At 32.8% G+C, this 18,799-nt stretch carries 11 protein-coding genes and 3 tRNA genes; 5 read left to right on the top strand and 9 right to left on the bottom strand.

What is annotated here, in order from left to right:
* Position 1: 1 nt before the first annotated feature.
* The gene (thrA, locus tag WPG_RS16135; RefSeq protein WP_045474574.1) at positions 2 to 2,473 is read right to left on the bottom strand and encodes a bifunctional aspartate kinase/homoserine dehydrogenase I; all 2,472 of its coding nucleotides are present in this window, start codon (positions 2,471 to 2,473) and stop codon (positions 2 to 4) included.
* 304 nt (positions 2,474 to 2,777) lie between these two features.
* Here thrA and WPG_RS16130 point away from each other — a divergent pair, with 304 nt between their 5' ends.
* Positions 2,778 to 4,328, top strand: a complete 1,551-nt coding sequence (locus WPG_RS16130; protein WP_045474571.1) for a bifunctional ADP-dependent NAD(P)H-hydrate dehydratase/NAD(P)H-hydrate epimerase — start codon at positions 2,778 to 2,780, stop codon at positions 4,326 to 4,328.
* Between the two features lie 50 nt (positions 4,329 to 4,378).
* Here WPG_RS16130 and WPG_RS16125 read toward each other — a convergent pair whose 3' ends face one another.
* The gene (locus tag WPG_RS16125) at positions 4,379 to 5,419 is read right to left on the bottom strand and encodes a TlpA family protein disulfide reductase (protein WP_045474569.1); all 1,041 of its coding nucleotides are present in this window, start codon (positions 5,417 to 5,419) and stop codon (positions 4,379 to 4,381) included.
* A gap of 128 nt (positions 5,420 to 5,547) precedes the next feature.
* Between WPG_RS16125 and hutH the strand changes: the two genes are divergently transcribed.
* On the top strand, positions 5,548 to 7,077 hold the full coding sequence (gene hutH / locus WPG_RS16120) for a histidine ammonia-lyase (protein WP_045474567.1): 1,530 nt from the start codon (positions 5,548 to 5,550) through the stop codon (positions 7,075 to 7,077).
* A 2-nt stretch (positions 7,078 to 7,079) separates the two neighbouring features.
* Here hutH and WPG_RS16115 read toward each other — a convergent pair whose 3' ends face one another.
* Both WPG_RS16115 and WPG_RS16110 read right to left on the bottom strand, forming a co-directional pair.
* Entirely contained in the window at positions 7,080 to 7,412 is a 333-nt protein-coding gene (locus WPG_RS16115; protein WP_231850214.1) for a hypothetical protein, read from the bottom strand.
* 115 nt (positions 7,413 to 7,527) lie between these two features.
* Positions 7,528 to 10,080 carry an ATP-dependent Clp protease ATP-binding subunit gene (locus tag WPG_RS16110; RefSeq protein ID WP_045474561.1) on the bottom strand — a complete coding sequence of 851 codons (2,553 nt, stop codon included), beginning with the start codon at positions 10,078 to 10,080 and terminating at the stop codon, positions 7,528 to 7,530.
* Between the two features lie 262 nt (positions 10,081 to 10,342).
* On the opposite strand from WPG_RS16110, the gene gyrA reads away from it, so the two are divergent.
* Entirely contained in the window at positions 10,343 to 12,886 is a 2,544-nt protein-coding gene (gyrA, locus tag WPG_RS16105) for a DNA gyrase subunit A (RefSeq protein WP_045474559.1), read from the top strand.
* Positions 12,887 to 12,916: 30 nt separating this feature from the next.
* Positions 12,917 to 14,203, top strand: coding sequence for a tetratricopeptide repeat protein (locus WPG_RS16100; RefSeq protein WP_045474557.1), 1,287 nt, complete (start codon positions 12,917 to 12,919; stop codon positions 14,201 to 14,203).
* A gap of 54 nt (positions 14,204 to 14,257) precedes the next feature.
* Here the strand turns inward: WPG_RS16100 and WPG_RS16095 are convergent, their stop codons facing one another.
* Both WPG_RS16095 and WPG_RS16090 read right to left on the bottom strand, forming a co-directional pair.
* Positions 14,258 to 15,007, bottom strand: a complete 750-nt coding sequence (locus tag WPG_RS16095) for a C40 family peptidase (RefSeq protein ID WP_045474555.1) — start codon at positions 15,005 to 15,007, stop codon at positions 14,258 to 14,260.
* 9 nt (positions 15,008 to 15,016) lie between these two features.
* Complete coding sequence (locus tag WPG_RS16090) at positions 15,017 to 16,195, bottom strand: acetyl-CoA C-acyltransferase (protein ID WP_045474553.1); 1,179 nt, start codon at positions 16,193 to 16,195, stop codon at positions 15,017 to 15,019.
* A gap of 204 nt (positions 16,196 to 16,399) precedes the next feature.
* Here WPG_RS16090 and WPG_RS16085 point away from each other — a divergent pair, with 204 nt between their 5' ends.
* Entirely contained in the window at positions 16,400 to 18,451 is a 2,052-nt protein-coding gene (locus WPG_RS16085; RefSeq protein WP_045474550.1) for an HD family phosphohydrolase, read from the top strand.
* 37 nt (positions 18,452 to 18,488) lie between these two features.
* On the opposite strand, the gene WPG_RS16080 is transcribed toward WPG_RS16085, so the two are convergent.
* From WPG_RS16080 to WPG_RS16070, 3 genes are all read right to left on the bottom strand, one after another.
* Positions 18,489 to 18,562, bottom strand: a tRNA-Arg gene (locus tag WPG_RS16080).
* Positions 18,563 to 18,584: 22 nt separating this feature from the next.
* Positions 18,585 to 18,659: transfer RNA gene (locus WPG_RS16075), tRNA-Pro, on the bottom strand.
* Positions 18,660 to 18,708: 49 nt separating this feature from the next.
* A tRNA-Ser gene (locus WPG_RS16070) sits at positions 18,709 to 18,797 on the bottom strand.
* Between the last annotated feature and the right edge of the window lie 2 nt (positions 18,798 to 18,799).

The following is an 18,799-nucleotide window of genomic DNA, read 5'->3' as shown; positions in this document are numbered from 1 at the left end:
TTTAATTATTAGCGATTCTTATAATATCAGCGAATAAACCTGAAGCTGTAACTTCTGCACCAGCACCAGCACCTTTAATAATCATTGGTTGCTCAGGATAACGTTGCGTATAAAACATTACGATATTATCTTTTCCTTTTAAATTGTAAAACGGATGACCTTCAGGAATTTCTTGAAGTCCAACTTTTGCTTTTCCATTTTTAAACTCTGCAACAAATTTTAATTGAGAATTTTTTTCCTCTGCTGATTTAAATAAACTTTGATAATAGGCTTCATCTTCAGATAGTGTTTTGTAAAAATCATCAACAGTATCAGAATTCATAGCTTTTTCTGTTAAGAAATTATCACTTTCTAAATCAGACAATTCAATCTGATGACCACTTTCTCTTGCCAAGATTAATACTTTACGAGCGACATCAATTCCGCTTAAATCAATGCGAGGGTCAGGTTCTGTATATCCTTCATCTTGTGCTTGTTTTACAACGTCATAAAATGTTTTATTAGCATTAAAGTTGTTGAATATAAAGTTTAGACTGCCAGATAAAACGGCTTGTATTGTGTTCACTTTGTCACCAGATGCAATTAAATGACTTAATGTGTCAATTACAGGTAAACCAGCCCCTACATTGGTCTCAAACAAGAATGATGCATTATACTTTCTTGAAAGTTGCTTTAATTCATTGTAATATTCAATGTTGCCAGAACAAGCAATCTTATTACATGCAACAACTGATATACTTTGTTTTAAATAATCACCATATTTATTAGATACTGCTTCATTAGCTGTGATATCTACAAAGACAGAGTTTCTTAGGTTTAAGTTTTTTGCATTCTCAAAGAAACCCTCTAAGCTTGCTTTTTCACCAGCTTCTAATTCTTGTTTCCAGTTTTTTAAGTTAATGCCTTCATCGTTTACAACCATTGTACGAGAATTAGATAAACCTGCAACTCGTAAGCTAATTTTAAAGTTTTCTTTAATGTAGGCCTTTTGTTGTTTAATTTGCTCAATAAGACGCTCACCAACATTTCCGACTCCAGTGATAAAAAGATTAATCTGTTTGGTTTTAATTTCAAAAAATTGCTCGTGTAAACTATTCAGTGCTTTTTTAACATCGTTTTTATGAATCACAGCGGAGATATTACGTTCTGAAGCACCTTGAGCAATCGCTCTTATATTAACATTATTCTTACCAAGTGTGCTAAACATTTTCCCACTTATACCTTGATGACTTTTCATTTTGTCACCAACAACTGCAATAATTGATAAATCATTTTCAATGACTATTGGGTCTATTTTCTGGAGTGCAATCTCATATTCAAAAACATCATCTATAGTTTCTTTAGCGCGTTGGGCATCATTAGCAGAAATTCCGAAACAAATAGAATGTTCTGAAGAAGATTGTGTAATTAAAATGATATTGATTTTCTCTTGCGCTAAGGTTTCGAACAAACGCTTACTAAAACCAGGAACACCAACCATACCATTACCTTGCAAGGTTAATAGTGCAATGTTATCTATATTACTTAGCCCTTTAACTGGAGAACCATTAGGTGCAACATCGTGAGTAATTGTTGTACCAATAGCATCATGATCCATTGTATTTTTTATCACAATTGGAATCTGTTTTTTTAGTACTGGCATAACCGTAGGTGGATATAATACCTTAGCTCCAAAGTGCGATAATTCTACTGCTTCTTGATAAGATAACTCCACAATAGGTGCAGCTTGCTTTACTAATTTAGGGTTAGTAGTAAACATACCACTGACATCCGTCCAAATTTGTAATTCGTTAGCATCTAAAGCGGCAGCAATAATAGCAGCTGTATAATCAGAGCCACCACGACCTAAAGTGGTGATTTCTCCATTTGCAGATTTTGAAACAAAACCTGGCAACAATACTATTGATTTAGAATTTGATTTAAAAAATGACTGAATATTAGCATTAGTTACCTCAAAATTCACAACCGCGTTATTGAAATTAGAGTCAGTTATAATAAGCTCTTGCGAGTTTTTTAAAACTGAGTTTAATTTACGAGATTCGAGTGTATGGTAAATGATTGTTGAAGATAACGCTTCACCATAACTTAAAAGTTTGTCTTTAGTTTTTGGTGATAATTCATTAATCAAATAAATGCCATCTAATAGACTTCTGAGATCTTTAAGTTTTTCTGAAATTAAATCATGTAATTCTTCATGATCTTTTTGAAGACTTTTATCGTTTTCAGAATTTTCAAATAGCCCTTCAATTACTTTGTTGTGTCTAGACCAAATATCATTGTATACATATTTATAGTCTTTATTTTTATTGCAAGCCAAATTAGCGGCTTCTAGTAATTTATCTGTAATGCCACCAACAGCAGAAACTACAACTGTTATTTTAGAATTATTAGATTGTTGATCTAAAATTGAAATGACTTTATTTATATTTTCGGCTGAACCTACTGATGTTCCACCAAATTTGAGAACTTTCATGTGTTTATATTATTTAATAGAAAAAAATGTCTGTATAGACAAATAGGGACGGATAGCATATTAGAAATTACCCCAAAGGGTAATAATAGTTGAAATGAAAAACATAGAAATAGTCATACGAATTGTATGTAAGATTGTATTTGCTGTTATGTTTGTTTTTTTAGACATTCCTCGTCAAAAGTATTATTTTTACGACAATAAAAAAACTAATATCTCACTTTTAGGGAATTGGTAATAAAGGGCAAGTCTTTGTATTAAAAATGAAATATAACTAGAGATTTGCATCAGGTTTTAAATTATTCACATGAAGCTATTTTCTAAAGAACAAATTTACGAAGGAGACAAACTAACAACAGAGCGCCAAAACATATCTTCCACCGACTTAATGGAACGTGCTGGAACCCAAATTTTTAATTGGATACACATGCGCATGCAAGGTGTACAAGTGCCAATTCATGTCTTTTGTGGTATTGGTAATAATGGTGGTGATGGATTAGTATTAGCAAGGCATTTAATTACTCACGGATATAACGTTATTACATATATTGTAAACTGTAGTGATAAGCGCTCTAAGGATTTTCTGATTAATTACGATCGTATAAAGAATGTAACCAAAGATTGGCCAAAAATGTTAACATGTCAGGCTGATTTCCCAGAGTTTCATCCTGATGATATTATTGTAGATGCAGTATTTGGAATAGGATTAAATCGACCACCAAATGATTGGGTTACAGAATTGTTTCAAAGGTTTAGAGCGTCAAAAGCATTTACTTTAGCTATTGATATTCCATCTGGTGTGTATACTGACAAAGCTGTAGAAGACGAGAATGCAGTTGTACATGCGAACTACACATTGAGTTTTCAATCTCCTAAGCTGATTTTCTTTTTACCTGAAACTGCAAAATATACAGTACAATGGGAAGTATTGGACATAGGAATTGATCGTGATTACTTAATGCAAACAGATACTGAAGTTGAATTGATTTCTAAGTTCGAAGTTTTACCATTTTATAAACCAAGAGAAAAGTTTTCTCATAAAGGTGATTTTGGACATGTAATGATTTTAGGTGGAAGTTATGGGAAGATTGGTGCTGTAAATTTAGCGAGTAGCGCTGCATTAAGTTCTGGTGCCGGATTAGTAACAGCGTATATTCCTAAATGTGGTTATCATAGTATGCAAGCTGCATTGCCTGAAGTTATGGTGATTACTGATGAAAATGAAAAAACAGTATCTCATATTAATTACGATATAGAACCTTCCGTGATTGGTGTTGGAGTAGGACTAGGAACATCAATTGAAACTGCTAAAGCATTCGAGTCATTTTTAAAGGAATATAAAACACCTTTAGTTATTGATGCTGATGGCATAAACCTATTATCTAAAAAGAAAGCTTTATTAAAGTCATTACCAGAACTTACTGTTTTAACTCCACATCCTAAAGAGTTAGAGCGATTAGTAGGTAAGTGGTCTGATGATTTTGAAAAGCTAAAAAAAGTAAAAGCGTTCTCAAAAAAGTATAATGTTATTGTACTTATCAAAGGTGCAAACTCTATTACGGTTTATCAAGATAAATTATATATAAATACTACTGGAAACCCAGGTTTGGCAACTGCAGGTAGCGGTGATGTTTTAACAGGAATAATATCTGGTTTAATAGCTCAAAAATATGAGCCTTTGAGTGCTACAATTTTTGGAGTTTATTTACATGGGAAATCTGCAGATATATCAGTAGAAGATTATGGCTATCAAGGCCTTGTAGCTAGTCATATTATTGTTACTATTGGTGAAGCTTATATAGATTTATTTAAAAAGCCAGAGCAACCAGCCCAACAAGAAGAAGCACAAAATAAATAATAAAAAAAGCCTTCACTATTGAAGGCTTTTTTTTATCAGAAAATTTCTTTTTAGAGTTTTAGCTCATTAAATAACTCAACCAGTTGAGGGTTTGAAGGTCTTGGTGCATCTGCGTTCACAATGTTTCCTTCTGGATCAATCAAAATGAATCTTGGAATTCCATTGATTTTATATTTTTGTATAAATTCCGATCTAAAGCCATTATCTGCTAAGAGTTGCATACCACCTAATTCTTTTTCTGCTACCATTTTTTTCCAACCTTGGTAGGCTGCAGCTGCATCTCCTTTATAACCACGACCTTCGTCAACAGAGATACTAACAAACTCTATATTTCTATCTTTAAACTGGTCTTCAATTTTTTTAAGAGATGGAATTTCTCTTATACATGGACCACACCAAGTTGCCCAAATATCCATATAAACGTATTTACCCTTTAGATCTGATAAGGATGTATTACCACCAGCAAAGTTTTCGTAATTAACAAATGAAGGTGAAGCTTGACCTTTCGGAAATTGAGCACGCATAGCAATTTTTGACGCCATAAACTTTTTCAATTGCTTAGCTTGCATTTCAATATTATTGTCCATTTGTGCTGTATGTGTTGAATCTACATCTACATACTTTTTCTTTAAATTTTCATATGCTAAATTATAATTTTTAATAGCTGTATCTAAATTTTCTTGGTTTCCATTAGAAATAAGCTCTTGCGTAAAATACTCACTAGAAATTAAGTAAGATTGTAGTGAAAAGTTGTTTATATCTGAAGCATCACCACCAAACACCATAGATTTTGTAAAGTCTTTAAAATCAGTATTGATAGTTGATTCATTATCATTTTTCAAAAATAACACACCATATTGGTCTCCATGCTGCATGCTGTAATCTCCTTCAGTAATTTTTAGAGTGTCTTTAAAAGTACCATGATCTGCTAATGTGATAACTTTTTCATATGCTCTACCTTTAAAAATCTTTAGGGTTTTACTTTCGTGAGGGTTTTCAATTTTACCAGAAATAGTGGCATAATCTTTTGGCTCTTCTTTTTTGCAGTGAAATACTGAAAGTAGAATACATAGTGCTAATAATCTTTTCATGAATAGAATTTTTGATGCTGTCAAAAATAACCATTCTATAATTAAGAATTTAAATGAAATGAATTATTAACAATGCCTTGTAGAGTGCAAAATTATTCTCAAATTTGAAAGCCTATAAATAATCAAAAATGAGTAAGTATCATATTATATCCTCAGAGCCTTTAGATATTGTAACGATTTACAATGTTTTTAATGACAATAAGAAGTTAAAACTCTCAGATGAGTTAAAAGCTAAAGTAATCACTTGTAAGACATATTTAGATACTAAGTTGGCTAATAACAAGAAGCCTATGTATGGAATTAATACTGGTTTTGGTTCATTATATAATGTGAAGATATCAGATAAGGATTTAACTCAACTTCAAGAGAATTTAGTAATGTCACATGCTTGTGGTACTGGGGATCGTGTTCCGGAATCTGTTGTTAAGGTGATGCTACTTTTAAAAATCCAATCCCTAAGTTTTGGACATAGTGGTGTACAATTGAGTACTATAAATAGACTTATTGACTTTTTTAATAATGATATTTTTCCATTTGTATACACACAAGGTTCCCTTGGAGCTTCTGGCGACTTAGCTCCATTAGCACATTTGGCTTTACCTTTATTAGGAAAAGGAAAAGTTGTACATAAAGACAAAGAGTATGAAGCATCTGATATTTTAAAAGAGTTTAATTGGAAGCCTATTCAGTTAGAAGCTAAAGAAGGGCTAGCACTTTTAAATGGTACACAATTTATGAGTGCTTATGGTGTCTATTTATTATTAATGTCTCATAAAACGTCCTATTTAGCTGACATTATAGCTTGTGTTTCCTTAGATGCTTTCGATGGTCGTATAGATCCTTTTCATGATTTAGTCCATGCTGTGAGACCACATCCTGGACAAAGAAAAGTAGCGAGACGTTTTAATGAATTTCTCAATGGTAGTGAATTGATTGGGCGTGCTAAAGAACATGTGCAAGACCCTTATTCTTTTCGTTGTATTCCTCAAGTACATGGAGCAACAAAGGATACGCTCGATTTTGTTGAAAAAGTGATTTTAACAGAAATTAATTCAGTTACTGATAATCCTAATATTTTTCCTGAAGAAGATATGATTATTTCTGGCGGAAATTTTCATGGACAACCTTTAGCGTTAGCTTTGGATTATTTAAAAATAGCAATGGCAGAGATTGGTAATATTTCTGAAAGACGTGTGTTTCAGTTAGTGTCAGGATTGAGAGGTCTTCCAGCTTTTTTAGTAGATAATCCAGGACTGAATTCTGGGTTTATGATTCCGCAATATACTGCAGCTAGCATTGTTAGTGCCAATAAGCAAATGGCAACTCCTGCAAGTATTGATAGCATTGTTTCAAGTAATGGTCAAGAAGATCATGTGAGCATGGGAGCTAATGCTGCAACACAAGCTTTTGATTTAATTAGAAATGTAGAACGTATTATCGCAATAGAATTAATGAATGCTTCGCAAGCGATAGAATTTAGAAAACCTTTAAAGACTTCTCCGTTTTTAGAATCGTTTTTAGAGCAATATAGAAAGGTCGTTCCTTTTATAAAAGTTGATGAAGTTTTGCATGATGATATTGAAGCTTCAATTCAATTTTTGAAAGATGTAGATATTGAAATTGAGGAATTGTTTTTGAATGACTATGGTCTAAAGTAATTTTACTTTACTAATTCATTAGCCCAAATAAATGCTTCATCTAAGGTTGCGAATATTTCAAAAGGTTTGTTAAAGAACATTTGTTCTATTTGAGCATTTATCTTTGCTTTATAATTACTAGAGACTACAGCAAAACCTCTTAAGTTTTCAATTTTTGAAGTTTCAAAATAGATTTTAGGATCTACAGAATATGAGTTTACTCTGTGCGTTATATATACGAAAGGTTTATTAGAAAAATGATTATTAGTTACTTCAAGTAAAAACTTATTATGTTCTGGTGTGATATTTACACCTTCTTTCATAACAACTACAAGGTAATTGTTATGAACTGACATTTCGCAAAAGTCGAATTTGAGTAAGGTTTTCATCATTTAGCTAATCATAATCCTTATGAAGATAAAAAAAACTCCTTCATTTTGAAGGAGTTTTAGTTTTAATAGTTGAAGTGACTTAAGATTCTGTTGTTTTACTAGATGATTTAATCTTAATTTTTAATTCATCAGTTTTCGAATCTAAATCCATAGTTATGTTATCACCTTCATGAATTTTTGAATTAATGATTTCTTCAGCTAAGGCATCTTCAACATATTTTTGAATAGCCCTATTTAAAGGTCTTGCTCCATATTGTTTATCGAAACCTTTTTCAGCGATATAGTCTTTAGCTTTATCCGTAAGTTTAAGTGTATATCCTAAATCTTTTATTCTGTCAATAAGCTTAACTAATTCAATATCTATAATTTTATTAATATCCTCCTTCTCTAAAGCATTGAATACAATAACGTCATCAATTCTGTTTAAGAATTCTGGTGCAAATGCTTTTTTAAGAGCGTTTTCAATCACAGCTTTTGCATAATCTGTTTCTTGTGCTTCTTTTGCAGAAGTCCCAAAACCAACACCAGTTCCAAAATCTTTTAGTTTACGGGCTCCGATATTTGATGTCATAATTATGATTGTATTTCTAAAATCAATTTTACGACCTAGACTATCTGTTAGATATCCGTCATCTAGAACTTGCAGTAACATGTTAAATACATCTGGATGCGCTTTTTCAATTTCATCTAAAAGCACAACAGCATAAGGCTTTCGTCTTATCTTTTCTGTAAGTTGACCACCTTCTTCGTAACCCACATATCCAGGAGGTGCACCAATTAAACGAGATATAGCAAATTTTTCCATGTATTCACTCATGTCAATTCTTACTAAGGCATCATCGCTGTCAAATAACTCACGAGCTAAAACTTTAGCTAACTGCGTTTTACCAACACCAGTTTGTCCTAAAAATATAAATGAGCCAATTGGCTTGTTAGGGTCTTTAAGTCCAGCTCTGTTTCTCTGAATAGCTTTGACAACCTTTGCAACAGCTTGATCTTGACCTATTACTTTGCCTTTTATTAAATCTGGTAACTGAGATAACTTATTAATTTCGGTCTGGGCAATTTTGTTCACAGGAATACCAGTCATCATAGAAACAACATCTGCTACATTATCTTCTGAAACGACCTCACGATGTTGTTTGGTTTCTTCTTCCCATTTCTCTTGAGCACTAGCTAATTCTTTTTCAAGTCGTTTTTCATCATCTCTAAGCTTTGCAGCCTCTTCATATTTTTGTTTTTTAACGACACTATTTTTAGTTTCTTTAACCTCTTCAAGGTTCTTTTCTAATTCAAGAATTTGCTTTGGTACATCAATATTAGTAATATGGACACGTGATCCAGCTTCGTCTAAAGCATCAATAGCTTTATCTGGAAGGAATCGCTCTGTCATATAACGATTAGTTAATTTCACACAAGCTTCAATAGCTTCGTCTGTATAATCAACATTATGATGCTCTTCGTATTTACTTTTAATGTTGTTAAGGATTTCAATAGTCTCTTCAACAGAAGTTGGTTCAACAATTACTTTTTGAAAACGACGTTCTAAGGCACCATCTTTTTCTATATACTGTCTGTATTCATCTAAAGTTGTAGCACCTATACATTGTATTTCGCCTCTTGCTAGAGCTGGTTTAAACATGTTTGAAGCGTCTAAACTTCCGGTTGCTCCACCAGCACCAACAATGGTATGAATCTCATCTATAAAAAGAATAATATCGTCATTCTTTTCAAGCTCATTCATTACAGCTTTCATGCGTTCTTCAAACTGACCTCTATATTTAGTTCCTGCAACTAAGCTTGCTAAATCTAAGGTTACCACACGTTTATTAAAAAGTGTACGAGAAACTTTTCGTTTTACAATACGTAAGGCAAGGCCTTCAGCTATTGCAGATTTACCAACACCAGGTTCTCCTATTAACAAAGGGTTGTTTTTCTTTCTTCTACTTAAAATTTGAGAAACACGTTGTATTTCTTTTTCTCTTCCTACTACAGGATCTAATTTTCCTTCTTCGGCAAGTACAGTTAAGTCTCTTCCGAAATTATCTAAAACAGGTGTCTTAGACTTCTTATTTGTTTTGCTAGACTGACCACCAAAAGGGTTTTGTTTTGCATCATCATCTTGTTCATTTATATCATCATCAGAAAACGACTCAGCTTTTGGAGTGTCTAAAAAATCATCTTCGCTAGTAATCATAGATTTAAATTCTTCTTTTACGTTATCATAATCTACTTTAAGCTTATTTAAGAGCTTGGTCGTAGGATCATTTTCATTTCTTAAAATACACAATAATAAATGTGCAGTATTTATGGACGTGCTTTGAAATAGTTTTGCTTCTAAAAATGTAGTCTTTAGAGCACGTTCGGCCTGCCTTGTTAAATGCAGGTTCTTCTTTTCGTTAGATGTCGTTACTATATTAGGATTTGCAGGACTTAGTATCTCTACTTTCCGTCTTAAGTGATTGAGATCAACGTCCAAGGAACTTAGTATGTCAATTGCTTTGCCATTACCGTCTCTTAAAAGACCTAGCATAAGATGTTCAGTACCAATAAAGTCATGACCTAAACGTAAGGCCTCCTCTTTACTGTAAGCTATAACATCTTTAACTCTTGGGGAAAAATTATCATCCATAATAAATTGCTTTCTACATTAAAAATAATAAAAACATATTAGTATAAGTCAAAAATCATACCTTAATTAAATGTCTTAAACGAAGAGACTAAAAAAGCATTTTATATCAAAGCAAATTTAGATATACTTATTAACTAAAAAGATATCAAAAATTGTTAATAAAAACTCTTAAAAACGACTTTATATTTCTCTTTAAACACTCCTAAATTAGCTATATTAGCACGTTATGAAAACCTACAAAAAAAACTAATTAATTTTATATATGGCAGAAGGAGAAAAACTCATTCCAATTAACATTGAAGATGAAATGAAATCGGCTTACATTGACTACTCAATGTCGGTCATTGTGTCACGTGCTTTACCAGATGTAAGGGATGGTTTAAAGCCAGTTCACAGACGTGTACTTTATGGTATGCATGAATTAGGTGTTAGAGCAAATAGCGCACACAAGAAATCAGCAAGAATAGTCGGTGAAGTTTTAGGTAAATATCATCCACATGGTGATACTTCGGTTTATGATGCAATGGTACGTATGGCTCAAGAATGGAGTTTGCGTTACATGCTAGTGGATGGTCAAGGTAACTTTGGTTCTGTAGATGGTGACAGTCCTGCAGCAATGCGTTATACGGAAGCACGTATGCGTAAGATATCTGAAGACATGTTGGCAGATATTGATAAAGAGACTGTAGATCATAAACTGAATTTTGATGATACTTTAGAGGAGCCAACAGTATTACCAACACGTATTCCTGGATTGTTAGTTAATGGTGCTTCTGGTATTGCAGTAGGAATGGCAACTAATATGCCACCACATAACTTAACTGAAGTTGTGAATGGAACTATAGCTTACATAGATAATAATGATATAGAGATTGATGAGTTGATGCAACACATCAAAGCTCCAGATTTTCCTACAGGTGGTACTATTTATGGTTACGATGGTGTAAAGGAAGCATTTCATACGGGTCGTGGACGAATAGTGATGCGTGGTAATGCTATTATAGAAGAAGTTCAAGGTAGAGAATGTGTGATAGTCACTGAAATTCCATATCAAGTTAATAAGGCAGACATGATTAAAAAGACTGCTGATTTGATTAATGATAAAAAGCTTGAAGGTATTTCTACTATAAGAGATGAATCTGATAGAAACGGGATGCGAATTGTTTATGTTTTAAAACGAGATGCAATACCAAATATCGTTCTAAATAAATTATACAAATACACAGCATTACAATCGTCTTTTAGTGTTAATAATATTGCATTGGTGAATGGTCGCCCGCAATTATTAAATTTAAAAGAACTGATTCATTATTTTGTTGAGCATAGACATGAAGTTGTTGTAAGACGTACAACCTATGAATTACGTAAAGCAGAAGAACGTGCTCACATCTTGGAAGGTTTAATTATAGCTTCAGATAACATTGATGAAGTCATTAAAATAATTCGTGCATCATCTAATGCAGATGAAGCTCGAAGTAACTTAATTGAACGTTTTAAGCTTTCGGAAATACAAGCTAAAGCGATTGTTGAAATGCGTTTGCGTCAGCTTACTGGTTTAGAGCAAGATAAGCTGCGTAATGAGTATGAGGAAATAATGAAAACAATTGAGGACTTAAAAGATATCTTAGACAAAAAAGAGCGTCGAATGAATATCATTAAAGAAGAGTTGGAAGTTGTTAGAGATAAGTATGGAGATGACAGACGTTCTGTAATAGAATATGCAGGCGGTGATTTAAGTATTGAGGATATGATTCCGAATGAAAAAGTTGTAATTACAATTTCTCATGCAGGTTATATTAAACGTACATCTCTTACCGAATATAAAACACAGAATAGAGGAGGTGTTGGTCAAAAAGCAACAACAACACGTAACGAAGATTTCTTAGAACACTTATTTGTTGGTACTAACCACCAATACATGTTGTTCTTTACACAGAAAGGGAAATGTTTCTGGATGCGTGTGTATGAAATTCCTGAAGGCGCAAAGACTTCAAAAGGTAGAGCAATTCAGAATCTTATAAATATTGAACAAGATGATAAGGTTATGGCTTTTATCTGCACGCAAGATTTAAAAGATGAAGATTATATCAATAGTCACTATGTAATAATGGCAACTAAGAAAGGACAGGTAAAGAAAACTTCTTTAGAGCAGTATTCTAGACCTAGATCCAACGGTATTAATGCCATAACTATTAAAGAAGATGATGTTTTACTAGAGGCAAAGTTAACTACAGGTGAAAGCCAAGTGATGCTAGCATTAAAATCTGGTAAAGCAATTAGATTTGAAGAAGCCAAGACAAGACCTATGGGTAGAAACGCATCTGGTGTTCGTGGAATTAGACTTCAAGATGAAAAAACGGATGAAGTTATAGGAATGATTGCTGTCGATGATATGGAAAGCAATATCCTAGTTGTATCTGAAAATGGATATGGTAAGCGTTCAAGTCTAGAAGACTATAGGATTACTAATCGTGGAGGAAAAGGGGTGAAAACTATTTCCATAACAGAAAAAACAGGTAATTTAGTATCGATTAAGAATGTAACCGATGAAGATGATTTAATGATTATTAATAAATCTGGTATTGCTATTCGAATGGCAGTAGCTGATTTAAGAGTTATGGGAAGAGCTACGCAAGGAGTAAAACTAATTAACTTGAAAGGCAGTGATTCTATTGCAGCAGTTGCTAAAGTGATGAAAGATGAAGAAGGGGAAACTGAGGATATTGAATCAGAAGCAGCTGATAGTCAGGATTCTAGTGAAGATGGCATGGCTATTGATAATAATGATAATGAAACTGAAAATTAAAAATTAATAACAAAAATTATTTATTAAGAGATGAAAAAATTAATGACATTAGTGCTGCTTTTAGCTATAACGTCTATGTCTTTTGCGCAAAAAAGCGAGATAAAGGCTTTAGAAAAAGCACTTAAGAATTCAAATTTTGCAGATGCAGCTTCCGCTGTTACTGCTGCAGATGCCCTTGTAGGTAATATGGATGATAAGACTAAAGCAAAGTTTTATTTTCTAAAAGCCAAAGCACTTTTTGCTGACGGAAAAGGTTCAGATGCAAATGTTGATACCGCTATTGAGACTTTAGGTTTATTAACGGACCTTGAGACTAAAATGGGTAAACTTAAATACACTAACGAGGCTAATGAGATGAAATCTGGAATGGTAAATTCGTTTTTAACTAAAGCGAATAATGCATTTAATAACAAAGATTACGCATCCGCAGCTAAGCGTTTTGAGAAAGTATATAAAATGTCACCTAAAGATACTTTATATTTATACTATGCAGCATCATCTGCAGTTACCTCTCAAGATTATGATACTGCTTTAGATTATTACGTGCAATTAAAAAATATGGGATATTCTGGTATTCAAATGAATTATTTTGCAACAAATAAAGAGACTGGTGTAGAAGAAGCTTTTCCTAACAAGGCTAATAGAGATTTCTCTGTAAAAGCTAAACTTCATAATAAGCCAAGAGATGTAAAGAGCGAATCAAAGACTGCTGAAATTGTTAAGAATATTGCTTTAATATATGTGTCTCAAGGAAAAAATGAAAAAGCTTTAGGTGCAATGGCTGACGCTAGATCTCAAAATCCAGACGATTTAGGTTTGTTATTATCAGAAGCTAACGTTTACCTTAAAATGGGTAATAGAGTAAAGTTTAAGGAATTAATGGAGGATGCAACCAAAAAGGATCCAAATAATGCTGAATTACTATATAATTTAGGTGTTTTAGCTGCTGAAGGAGGAAATAGAGAAGAGTCTGTTAGTTTTTATGAAAGAGCTATAGCAATAGATCCTGCTTATGTAGATGCTTATAACAATTTAGCTGTTGTTATATTAGAAGGTGAAGCTGAAATTGTAGAAGAAATGAACAGTTTAGGAACTAGTTCTGCTGATAACAGAAAATACGATGAGTTAAAAGCAAAGCGTTCTGAGTTATATGGCCAAGCAATTCCTTATCTAAAAAAAGCTATAGAGCTTAGAGGAACTAATGTTGATGCAGCAAGAACCCTCATGAATATATACAGTGCTTTAGGAGAAACAGATAAGTTTAAAGCTATGCGAGCTAAAATTGAAGAAATGGAAGCTGCAGCTGGAGGTAATTAGAATTATATTTGATAAATTATATAAAAAAAAGTGACTTTTTAAAAGTCACTTTTTTTATATAATTTTTTTAATAACTCTCAGTTTGTGAGTATGAGTATTTTTCTCAATATTATATATACCACTATGATCTAAACGGTCTATTCTTACTTTACCATGTGCATGTATAATGTAATTATCTTTCATTATAATTCCTACATGTATAATGTTACCTTCAGCATTATCAAAAAAAGCCAAATCACCAGGCTCACTTTCTTCTATAAAACTTAGTGCTTCCCCCTGTGCTGCTTGTTCTGATGCATCTCTAAACAATTTGTAACCATTGAGTTTATATACCATTTGTGTAAAACCAGAACAGTCAATTCCAAAAGGTGTTTTACCTCCCCATAAATAAGGAGAATTTAAATATAAGAATGTAGTTTTTATTATTTCAGATTTATCACTCTTTGAAGAAATAATTGATCCATCAAAATTATGATTAAGTAATTCTAATCCATTTAAATCTGAGCCAATTGGAATAGGGTATAAGTTATTTTTAGTATCAGAAACATATTCAATTAAATCTTTAGAAAGTTTAAAATCAGAATTATATAAATTTTTATAATCCAATTCTTCAATTTCTGTATACTGTTTATTATCTATCCAACCTTCGTATTTATCAAAAGCAAAACGGATACGACTCCATTTTTTTCGACATTCTAAAACCTTAAAAAAATCACCATACAGGGCCTGCGTTACCATTTCACTGGTATCGGTAGGTTCTAATCGTATTGGTACAATTCCAAGATTACAAATGCCGTATTGCATATATAAATTTTAAGCGCGCTCTAATACCATTGCAGAAGCACCACCACCACCATTACAAATTGCAGCAGCACCGATTTTAGCGTTGTTTTGATGAAGTACGTTTATTAGAGTAATTAAAATTCTTGCTCCAGAACAACCAAGTGGATGTCCTAAAGAAACCGCACCACCATTTATATTCACATTACTATCGTTTAATCCTAAAATTTTCATATTAGCTAAACCAACAACTGAAAATGCTTCGTTAAACTCAAAATAATCTACATCATTTATATCAATATTTGCTTTTGCTAGTGCTTTAGGTAAAGCTTTAGCAGGAGCAGTGGTAAACCATTTAGGTTCTTGTGCTGCATCAGCATAACTTTTAATAGTAGCTATTGGCGATAAACCTAATTCATTCGCCTTTTCTCTACTCATTAAAATCATTGCAGCTGCTCCATCATTTATTGTAGATGCATTTGCAGCAGTTACTGTTCCTTCTTTTGTAAATGCTGGGCGTAAAGCTGGAATTTTTTCCATTTTCACGTTTGAGTATTCTTCATCTTTATCTACAATAACAGGTTCACCTCGTCGTTGAGGGACTTCAACAGCAATTACTTCTTCTTTAAATTTTCCGGCTTCCCATGCTGCCTTTGAGCGTTCATAGGATTGAATTGCAAAAGCATCTTGATCTTCTCGACTAAATTCATACTCAGTGGCACAAGCATCAGCACAAACACCCATCGCATTTTTATCGTAAGCATCTACTAAACCATCTTTTTGCATACCGTCTTCTAACGTTGCTGGTCCAAATTTCTTTGCACTTCTGGCATGGTAATAATGAGGAATTGAACTCATATTCTCCATACCTCCAGCAACAATAATATTTGCATCACCTAGTTGAATAGCTTGAGCGGCTTGCATGATAGCTTTCATACCTGATGCACAAACTTTATTAATTGTAGTACAAGGAACAGTGTCTGGAATACCAGCGTAAATTGCAGCTTGTCTAGCTGGTGCTTGTCCAGTACCAGCTTGAACGACGTTACCCATTAAAACCTCTTCAACCATTTCTGGGTTTAAATTAATTTTATCCAAAGCACCTTTTATAGCAGCAGCTCCAAGTCTAGGGGCTGGTACAGAAGAGAGACTTCCTAAAAAACTTCCTATTGGAGTTCTAACCGCAGATACGATGACGACGTCCTTGTTCATTATAATTGTCTTTAAATTTATAGCTGCGAAATTAATCAATTTTTGAGAGATTTGAGAATGTATTAATGATATTAGCCGTCTAAAATTCTAATATTTATTACATTTGATTGTATATGAAACATCAGTTACTAATATTTCACTTGATAACGGATATAATTTTATGGATGTTCCATGTGACAGTTAAAAAATGATGAACGTAACCACATGAATGCATTTCTCAATAAATGGTATAAAAACCATGCTTTAGTCTATAAGATTTTACTATTCGTAGTAACTACACTCTTTATAGTATATCTATTTCCTAAAACAGGAAAATTTAGATATTCTTTTGAAAAAGAGAAGCCGTGGCAATCCGAAAATTTATATGCCCCATTCAATTTTGCAATAAAAAAGTCTCAAAGTGAATTAAATGCAGAAAAACTTGAAATTGAAACTAATAGTTCTGTTTATTTCGGAGCAGATAAAACAATTGAATCTAAAGTATTATCTAATTATATAGAGCTATTTAATCAATCATTTAAAGATTCTAGCTACTTAAATCTTCAAAATTCTAGTTTATATAATAAAGGGAAGTCTTTTATAGATAAACTATATACTAAAGGTGTTTTAGATCAGGATTATAACTATTCTGATAATAGACCAGTAGTTATAGCTACAGCAAATACTATTGAAAAGGAATTGCTATATGGAAGTCTCTACGAGTTAAGTGAATTGCGACAACTTATAGAAACTCATTTGGGTAGTAATATTTCTTCAGAACAGCGTAATGAAATGATATCAATATTCTTTGATGTCATAAAATCTAACATTCAGCTTAATGAAAGTTTAACACAAAAGGCATTAGAAGAAGAATTATCTAAGATATCCTCAACAAGAGGAAGTGTAGAGCAAGATCAACTTATAATTTCTAAAGGACAAGTGGTTGAAGACGAACAGTATACAATTCTTAATTCGTTGAAGTCAGAGTATGAGTCTCAAGTATGGAATACTGCAAATTATAATTGGGTTGTAGTTGCATATGCATTATTGGTTGCGTTAGCGCTCTTAATGTTATTGTTGTTTTTAAGAAAATATAGAATGGATGTGTTTCTTAATAATACCAAGGTAACTTTTATCTTTTTCAATATAGCGTTAATGGTTTTGTTAACGACTTTAATAATAAATTATAATTCGCAATACATTTATGTTGTTCCATTGTGTATTCTTCCACTAGTTTTAAAAGCTTTCTTTGATGCTAGACTTGGTTTATTTGCTCATGTACTTACTGTTTTATTATTAGGGTTTATAGTGCCAAATAGCTATGAGTATATGTTTCTTCAAATTATTGCTGGTATTGTAACCATACTAACAGTTTCGGAATTATATAAAAGAGCCAATCTTTTTATATCGGTCGGACAAATTACCTTTATATACATTATCGCTTATTTTGCTTTTTTTGTAATCCATGAAGGTCAATTAACTGGATTGAAATGGGAAACTTTTGGGCTATTCATTTTATGTGGTTTGGCAACATTATTTGTACAGCCCTTGATTTACATTTATGAAAAAATCTTTGGTTTAGTATCTGATGTGTCATTATTAGAGCTTTCGGATACAAACACAAAACTTCTAAAAGAATTATCTAATAAGGCTCCTGGAACTTTTCACCATTCTCTAAATGTAGCCAATTTAGCCGAGGCTTCTGCAAATGAAATTGGTGCTAATGCCATGTTAATTAGAGTAGGAGCGTTGTATCACGATATTGGTAAAATGAAAAACCCTACTTATTTTACAGAAAACCAAAGTACCGGGATTAATCCTCATGATGAATTATCCAGTAGAGAAAGTGCTAGGATTATTATAGATCATGCAATTAATGGAATAGAAATTGCAAAAAAGAACAATTTACCAGACAGAGTTATTGATTTTATCAGGACGCATCATGGTACAAGTATTGTGTATTACTTCTACATTAAAGAAAAAGCAGCAAACGAAAACGTTGATATTAATGATTTTTCTTATCCTGGTCCAAAACCATTTAGTAAAGAAACAGCAATTTTAATGATGTGTGATAGTGTAGAGGCAGCATCAAAGAGTTTAAAAGAGCCTACAACTACTAAGATTAATGAATTTGTAGAGAATATTATTAATAAGCAAATGGAAAATGGTCAATTTCTTAATGCAGATATCACGTTCAAGGAAATTCAATCTATAAAGAAAGTGTTGAAGCATAAGCTTGCAAATATATATCATTTAAGAATTGAGTATCCTGAATAAAACAAAAAAGCCTTACTAAAAATAGTAAGACTTTTTGTGAGCCCGATAGGATTCGAACCTATGACCGCCTCCTTAGAAGGGAGGTGCTCTATCCAGCTGAGCTACGAGCCCGTAACTCCATAATTCAATAAAGTCGGGGTGGCAGGATTCGAACCTGCGGCCTCCACGTCCCAAACGTGGCGCGATAACCGGGCTACGCTACACCCCGAAAATGATTATCTAAATATCACTAACAAATAAATTACAGTAAAATTTTGCGGAGAGACAGGGATTCGAACCCTGGGTACCTATTTCTAGGTACGACGATTTAGCAAACCGCTCCTTTCGGCCACTCAGGCACCTCTCCAG

It is taken from the genome of Winogradskyella sp. PG-2, assembly GCF_000828715.1.
In the GTDB taxonomy this organism is placed as follows: Bacteria; Bacteroidota; Bacteroidia; order Flavobacteriales; family Flavobacteriaceae; genus Winogradskyella.
This window is presented reverse-complemented; position numbering and strand designations above follow the sequence as displayed.

Excerpts from the sequence above, each read along its gene's own strand:
- WPG_RS16090 (WP_045474553.1), bottom strand. The coding sequence starts at position 16,195 with ATGAACAAGGACGTCGTCATCGTATCTGCGGTTAGAACTCCAATAGGA.
- WPG_RS16095 (WP_045474555.1), bottom strand. The coding sequence starts at position 15,007 with ATGCAATACGGCATTTGTAATCTTGGAATTGTACCAATACGATTAGAA.
- WPG_RS16100 (WP_045474557.1), top strand. The coding sequence starts at position 12,917 with ATGAAAAAATTAATGACATTAGTGCTGCTTTTAGCTATAACGTCTATG.
- hutH (WP_045474567.1), top strand. The coding sequence starts at position 5,548 with ATGAGTAAGTATCATATTATATCCTCAGAGCCTTTAGATATTGTAACG.
- gyrA (WP_045474559.1), top strand. The coding sequence starts at position 10,343 with ATGGCAGAAGGAGAAAAACTCATTCCAATTAACATTGAAGATGAAATG.
- WPG_RS16110 (WP_045474561.1), bottom strand. The coding sequence starts at position 10,080 with ATGGATGATAATTTTTCCCCAAGAGTTAAAGATGTTATAGCTTACAGT.
- WPG_RS16085 (WP_045474550.1), top strand. The coding sequence starts at position 16,400 with ATGAATGCATTTCTCAATAAATGGTATAAAAACCATGCTTTAGTCTAT.
- WPG_RS16115 (WP_231850214.1), bottom strand. The coding sequence starts at position 7,412 with ATGTCAGTTCATAACAATTACCTTGTAGTTGTTATGAAAGAAGGTGTA.
- WPG_RS16130 (WP_045474571.1), top strand. The coding sequence starts at position 2,778 with ATGAAGCTATTTTCTAAAGAACAAATTTACGAAGGAGACAAACTAACA.
- WPG_RS16125 (WP_045474569.1), bottom strand. The coding sequence starts at position 5,419 with ATGAAAAGATTATTAGCACTATGTATTCTACTTTCAGTATTTCACTGC.
- thrA (WP_045474574.1), bottom strand. The coding sequence starts at position 2,473 with ATGAAAGTTCTCAAATTTGGTGGAACATCAGTAGGTTCAGCCGAAAAT.